Source organism: Nostoc sp. DedQUE04 (assembly GCF_034530995.1).
GTDB lineage: Bacteria > Cyanobacteriota > Cyanobacteriia > Cyanobacteriales > Nostocaceae > Nostoc.
Map to the genome: position 1 here is coordinate 22,832 of NZ_JAVRCA010000091.1, position 6,863 is coordinate 29,694.

Annotated in this window: 4 protein-coding genes; 1 reads left to right on the plus strand and 3 read right to left on the minus strand. The window is 42.5% G+C overall.

The features are described from left to right. Positions 1-50 precede the first annotated feature (50 nt). The 3 genes from RM049_RS35920 to RM049_RS35930 all read right to left on the minus strand — a co-directional run bounded on the left by RM049_RS35920 (position 51) and on the right by RM049_RS35930 (position 5,149). Positions 51-1,625 carry a CHAT domain-containing protein gene (locus tag RM049_RS35920; protein ID WP_322707614.1) on the minus strand — a complete coding sequence of 525 codons (1,575 nt, stop codon included), beginning with the start codon at positions 1,623-1,625 and terminating at the stop codon, positions 51-53. Positions 1,626-1,976: 351 nt separating this feature from the next. Continuing rightward, the gene (locus RM049_RS35925; RefSeq protein WP_322707615.1) at positions 1,977-4,238 is read right to left on the minus strand and encodes a protein phosphatase 2C domain-containing protein; all 2,262 of its coding nucleotides are present in this window, start codon (positions 4,236-4,238) and stop codon (positions 1,977-1,979) included. A gap of 551 nt (positions 4,239-4,789) precedes the next feature. After that, positions 4,790-5,149 carry an NAD(P)H-quinone oxidoreductase subunit M gene (locus RM049_RS35930; RefSeq protein WP_322671517.1) on the minus strand — a complete coding sequence of 120 codons (360 nt, stop codon included), beginning with the start codon at positions 5,147-5,149 and terminating at the stop codon, positions 4,790-4,792. 866 nt (positions 5,150-6,015) lie between these two features. Between RM049_RS35930 and RM049_RS35935 the strand changes: the two genes are divergently transcribed. Continuing rightward, positions 6,016-6,300: an Npun_R1517 family heterocyst differentiation transcriptional regulator gene (locus RM049_RS35935; protein ID WP_094350942.1), complete on the plus strand. Its 285-nt coding sequence runs from the start codon at positions 6,016-6,018 to the stop codon at positions 6,298-6,300. Positions 6,301-6,863 lie beyond the last annotated feature (563 nt).

Sequence of the window (6,863 nt, forward strand, 5' to 3'; positions counted from 1 at the left end):
ATTTTAAAAGCTAATGCTAAAGACTCAAATTCATTTATGCAATAGCTCTGCTAGGAGTCTTCAATTACAAACTCCCAGGTTTCACCTCTGGCACTTCCAAACTTTAACTGCATCCCCGATTTCAAAGGGACTTCCTCTCGGAGGATTTGTTGCCAGCCATTAGGGCCTAAAAACCAGGTTGTCCCATAGGTGGAAAAATCTTGCAAGTAATAAGTTCGCATCAGTGTAGCATCTGTAAGAGTATTGCGGCAGAAGATTTCGGCGTGGCGTTTGGATACAGATGGTTCGGGGATGACAATATCATTATCTTTCGTGCGGCCGATGCGGGTAACTCCATAACGCAGTAACCAGGTTTTACCTTTTGGAGTCAGCGATCGTAAACTTGCAGTCGGAAGCGAGGAACCGACCTCAGGAATGGCTGTATCTGGAAGTTCGGTAATACCTTCATCCAGATTCTTAATAAGTTCGCCATTAAAATCTGGATGCAGGTAGAGAACAGGCAAAGTCCAAGCAGGTTGATTAAATTTATACAGTGTTAACAACTCTTGCCTAGCCTGTGCTACGGCTTCATCAATTGGCTTGTGCGATCGCAAAGCTTCGGTAAAGGCTTGAATAAAACTGTGGCTTTCATGGTCAGCGATTTCATCGCGCATCCCCAAAACCGCAGGTACACCATGACGAATCAATACTTCTGCTAAACTACTGGCAGGGATAGCTTGACGATCGACAGCAGCTGGTTGTGCGCCCCAACAGGCGTTGAAAACTGCTAGTTTCACACCTGTACGGGTCAATACTTGCGCCAATTCTATGCCATTGAGGGGCATATCTGGTCGCAAAAACAGTAACCCTCCGTCTGGGTCTGGCAAACCATGTCCAGCGTAAAAGAAAACATTGTATTCTTTGGTTTCTAATTCATCAATCAACTGTTGTGGAGTTGGTTGAATGAGTTGATTCACTACACAAGGCGCATATCTTTGGGAGTTACCAGGTGTATCTGCAAGAGCTTGCTGTAAGATAGCGGCTTCTTGTTCTAGTTGCAGCTTGTCATCATGACCTAAAACCAGCAAAATACTTAAAGCTTGGTCAGTTCGCAAATACGGTAAAGCGTCAACTTCAGTGCTGGTGCGACTAAATAGCAAATCTTGTGAGAGAGACATGGCCGATTGACCAGGCTCACGCTGCATAATTTCCCAAGGGAAAGCGATCAGATCCGGGTCGCGAATTTCTAGTCGAAAGCGCAAACGTGTATGCTGACCCATCGCAATACCGCGACTGCGTTCTAGACTACCAAGAATTTGCCCGTCGAATACCCAGCGCCATAAATTCATTCCCAAGTATTGCATCAGACGACTGCTGTAAGGGCCAGTAGGTTGACCTGAAGGAGGTGAAATCCAATCTATGGGGAATGGGTTGCTCTTTTGAGATGTTGAGTTTGGGGAAATATCTAGGCGACCATGACCAGCAAACATCTGCTGCCATTCTTGCCAGACTTGGGTGAGTTCAACAGGCCATACACAGTCGTGTAAAACGTAGCCACTGGGATATGGAGCCTTGACCACCCAAATGGCGAAGTTGTCAGTGCCAGTATTTACGAGACGGGCGATCGCCAAATTCAGGGATGGCATGGATTCATTAAACTAAAAGCTAAAACAAATAATTTCAAGAGAAGAAAACAGATACGCCAGAATTCAGAATTCAGAATAAATGAGTGAGGGATTTAAACCCGACATTAATTGTGTTGCACCAAATTAGAGAGATGGTAGAGGTTTTGAACTCGGTTATTCATCCACCAGTAGTACATAATTCATTCTGAATTCTGACTCCTGACTCCTGACTCCTGACTCCTGACTCCTGAATTCTGTTTTGATAACAATTCTCCAAGGTGAAAATTTTCTATTTTTTTGACCTTGTAAGTTTTTTACTCTGATTGTTACCTGTTATTATTCCAGGTTTTTACCAGTTTATCGAGTATTTGATTAACTTGGGCTGGTGTCAGATGGTTCGGTAACTGGCGGTTGCGTCACAGTTCTACATGGATTTGGTGCGTCTGATTGTAAAACAACGCCAAAACGGTTGACTTGGGAGGAGTTTAGCAATACTGTTGCTGGCAAAGGTTTTGAATTTGGGGGAACTGAGGTAGTTACATCTGGGTTTTTAGGATTAGCTGGAGTTTGGGTACTTTTATTGACACAGACTCGCATAGACACCAAAAAACTGCCAGAAGCAGGATTTGGATTTGATTTTTTCTCAATAACTTCTAAAAAAGTCCCACGGGGGAGTGATTGGTTGTTTCCCAAGGATATGTCATTATTGGTTTTAATTACCCAACCAGAAGAAAGATTAGCTAGCGATCGCGGCGGTGCGGGTGTCGTTTCAATGCCAGGGTTTTGAGTTTGTAAGGGATTGGAAAAAATTGGAGAGGTTCCTCGCAGTTGCTTGACGAACAATCCTAAAAAACCTGCTGCTACCACAAATATTAATGGAACTATCCACTGTAGGGGAAATTGACGAGTTTTAGCCTGTTCAGTGTCTGGAATCACCTGAGTTTTGTGGTTTGGGCTGCCTAAAAGTGTCGCATCTGTCGCCTTGGATGCTAAATCAACAGTTTTGGCAGAATAGCTCTGGGGAATCACTGCTTGGATGGTGATTTCTGGTTCCCAATATTGGACTTGATAGTGAACTAAAGCGACGGTGACATTATCGTGTCCATTTTTAGTATTAGCAATTTCGACTAATCTATCGGCAACAGTTGCTATATTGGCTTCCCCAGCTAAAATCGGCAAAATTTCTGTTTCCCAGTACTCCTCTACGCGATCGAAGTCACTCAAACCATCGGATGTGAGCAGAAAAACGGCATCTTCATCGAGCATAAACCGTCCCGATGTGGGATGCAATGAAGTGCTAGAACCCATCCCCAAAGCTTGAACCAGAGAGCCAGCGGCACTCTGTTGTACTGCCTCGCGGTAAATGGCATAACCTAGCCGCACTTCGCGGGAGGCGACATCATCATCGAGAGTAACTTGATAACAACCGTGGCGTGTAATCCAGTAGGCACGACTATCGCCGACGTGGGTAATGTACATTTCATGAGCAACAGGCAATGCCATGACTAAAGTCGTGCCCATGCGTTGACGCCCTTGGCGATTTTCGCTGTCATTGCGTTGACTGATTTTGTCATTGGCCATTGCCACTGCCTTATCTAGGTCATTCAGCAGCATTGCAGGGTCTATGTGGTCGTAGGGAACCTTTGTTAGTTGCTGTACCTGCTGCTGGATTGTTTCAATGGCTAAATTTGAAGCGACATTGCCACCCTCGTGTCCACCGATGCCATCACAGACAATTGCTAAGGCTGTTGGCTGGGGTGGTTTGCTCACTGGAGTTCCACTGGGAGGACTACAGGCATCTTCGTTACGTTGACGACTTGGCCCGGTGTCGGTTTTGGTGATAATTTGGATCGTGGGTGTTTGCGATCGCCCTAACCCAGCCAGTCCCCGATCTAAAACTCCGATTAATTGATCGGTTGAATTAATCTCTCCCTGAATTAAAGCAAGGCTAACGCGATCGACAAATTCCGCGATCGCTGGTTTGGCAGTCCTGACCAACTGCTGCCAAAATTCACCTAATTGCGGCAATTCTGGTGATGTGGCGCTGTCAAAACGCAATTCCAATAACCGGACTAACGATCCTTCTACCCGTAATACATTAGAGTCAAGTAAGCTAGAGGCGACACCTTCACTTACTAAAGGTTGCCACAGATGAGCTATTTGCCACAACCAATTTAGTTGGCGCATTGATGTTGCATCACGCCAAGCGGTGGTTAACTCGCTGCCCAAATGAACTTGTTGGATAGTGTCATCTACTAATAGTGGCGGTTTTTCTAAGAGTAATATTTCTCGGTGGAAAGACCCGTCAGCAACAAAAAGCACTCCATATACCTGCGGTACGTGTAAACGGTAGGGAATCAGTCTCAGGTAGGCTTTTAGAGGCTGCAAATTATCTAACTCAGGCGTTAGCGCTAATAAACCAGGCTTCGTATCTAAAAGAACAAATTTATCAACGATTAAATAGCGATCGGCTAATATTTCTCCAGGGCTACCCACGCTTGGGCTATCTACCACAGCCCAGAGATAATTTTTGGGTAGAGGCGTCGAACATCGCTGGCAAAACTTATGAGTCAGGGGGTTGGCAGCCTGACAATTTTCGTTTGGACAGTAGAGCGTTGCCGCGTCATTTTCCATAGTTTTCGCACCGATCAGCGATTGGCAATTTCTTTAATAGCATTAGTAGGGACAATCTAGACCGCTCATCTTTCTTAAACTTGACATACCAAGACTTTAGATGATGATTTTAGCTGGCGGATATCAGCAGGTGCTAATACAAAACTTATCCAAAAAATACGCTCCTAACTCAACCCTACAGCCTAATCATAGCTTCTATTGCCCTGTGACTCTCCATCGCCAAAGCAACTAACTCCAACCCTGTCACCACAGCATAACCCAAGCATAACTGCACGATTTGCTTTTGGTAAATTACCCCATCATCAACAGGCAGATAATGTTGGTATTTATTTAGTTTATAAGTAGGATAGCAAGATTTAACTTTAATTTAATAATTAAGAATAGCAAATATTAATTTTGGCAAAAGTACCCGATCGATGCATTCAATAGTGCTGAGTGTTGAGTGCTGAGTTAAGAGTTATTCTCCCCTCTGCCCCACTCAGCACTCAAAACTTGGAACTCAGCACTCTTTGTACAGAAAGGTTTAGGCAGCCGGCTACCAACTCATTGGCTTATTGCTTGTCGTCAATGGCAACTTGAGGGATTCCCATGCTGTAATTAGTAACACGGGCAGAAAGATTGTAGCTGACTTCGCCGAGTTGCAGAAGCGATCGCAGATAATGCTCTAAATCTGATCCTACACGGCGCAAGTTATAGTCTGTGAGGTCTGCGCCACTAGATGCTTCTACTAGTTCATCAAATTTTCGATAAATTTTTTGTAGTGCATCTTCATTCCAATTAAATTCGTTATCTGGGTCAACATCTAAGGTTAAGACTTGTTGACTAGGAACTAGATCGCCATCCCGGTCAATTTCACCTGCAAAAATGCGGATATGCCGGGTTGTGGACTTGAGCAGCATCGGGTTATCCATAAAAAGGTGTAAGATTTGCGTGAATTACACTGAAATTATTGTAGACGTTATATCCGAGCTTGAATGCTCTCAATTTAAAAGCTTTGAATGCTGTTTTCAAAGGGTACATTGAATGGTCATAAGTAAAAATATCATCTTTCCTAATGAGTTTGCTACTACTGTTATGAGTTGAAGATATATTTAACTGCTAGTACTGACAGTAGTCGAATTATTTTTCTGTAAAAATTAATTGGTAGAATATTTTCATTTAGTCTCTAAATCTGACTTACTGCTAAGATTTTTAGACTCAATTAATCCCAAATGGCGGTAAAACAAGGTACTCAGCAGGAATAACTCGATCTGTGTACTTTTTTTATGAAGAACAAAAGTTTTGACATTAATAATTATGCCGAGCAATTTCTCCGGAATTTTCTATTGCAAAAAACGTACATCAAGTAATTTCACGCAATAGCGCTACATCGACCGCTGGCTGTAATAAACTCCAAAAATTTCAGCGGTTTTACTTACGTATAAACACTAAAATTTGAGTAACAAGTCAAACTGTTATTGACGTTCACATAAAGTTGATGTAAAAACCTTTAAAAAGGTTGAACAACTTCTTACAGAAACTTTATTGTGTAGAATCTTAAAAACTGAATAATAGTTATGGCTTACCATAAGCTACATCTGGCACAGAAACCTGAAAATCTAGACACTGAAAATCTAGCTTGAAAATACACCACAGGAGAGTGAAATGGAATACAAAGGTGATTGATGAAGAAAAATTCTTAATTCAAGCACTTTGGATTCAAAAGAGATATAAAGAATTTTGCTGGACATCTACCTCCTTACCCTCATGACAACCAAGTAAAGGAATCTCAATAGTTATGAACTCCAAAGCATTACCACGCCAGATAAATAATCTCGAAGTAGGTGTTTATGAGTGTGAAATACATCTCAAATTCCGGTTGATTGAGGAAAAGAGTCTATTGAGCGATCGCGAGCAACTCTTACAGGTGCTACTTGATGCTTTAACCGAAGGTTCTGATGACTTTCTAGAAACGCTACAAGCGTCCGTTAAAGCCCAGGAAGTATCTGAGTTTAAAGCCTCGCCTCAAATGCGACGTCAGCTAATGCGCTTGCGTAATGTCGCGGAAAATTCTCCAACCTAAAGGTGTAATTTCAGTAGTTAAAAACGTGAATTGGGCATCAAATCAAATGTTGATCCCATACCCCCGTTGCCATAAAAACTGAGCAGTCAGTAGATTTCATAAAATATTTTGATTTCTACCTTGTGAAAGTCTTATTTAGCAACAGAAAGTCCCAGGAACAGTTTCCGCTATTAAAAACTTTGTAGCAAAGAATACTGGTAGAATCTGAAAGCAAATTCAGCCGGGTGCATTTTACCGAGTTTTTATCAAAACATTGCAGAATAATAAAACCTTGTGTCTTTACAGATGGGGAATTGGACAACAGGCGCAAATCAAATGAAAACCTAAAAGATAAAAGTAAAAATAATAACCTTTCTTTTAGCTTTTTGCTTAAGCTAAGTGCCTGATTTGCTAAAAGACTTATGTTTTATCTATTACTGGTAATAGGTCACGGTTTAGCAGCCAGTTACCTATTACCGATTACCCAGGAGTAGGGGAGCAGGGGAGCAGGAAAGTGAGGGAGAAGAATTAATGCCCAATGCCCAATGCCCAATGCCCAATGCCCAATGCCCAATGCCCAATGC

Coding starts and splice junctions, on each gene's coding strand:
- RM049_RS35920 (WP_322707614.1), bottom strand. CDS start 1,625: ATGCCATCCCTGAATTTGGCGATCGCCCGTCTCGTAAATACTGGCACT.
- RM049_RS35925 (WP_322707615.1), bottom strand. CDS start 4,238: ATGGAAAATGACGCGGCAACGCTCTACTGTCCAAACGAAAATTGTCAG.
- RM049_RS35930 (WP_322671517.1), bottom strand. CDS start 5,149: ATGGATAACCCGATGCTGCTCAAGTCCACAACCCGGCATATCCGCATT.
- RM049_RS35935 (WP_094350942.1), top strand. CDS start 6,016: ATGAACTCCAAAGCATTACCACGCCAGATAAATAATCTCGAAGTAGGT.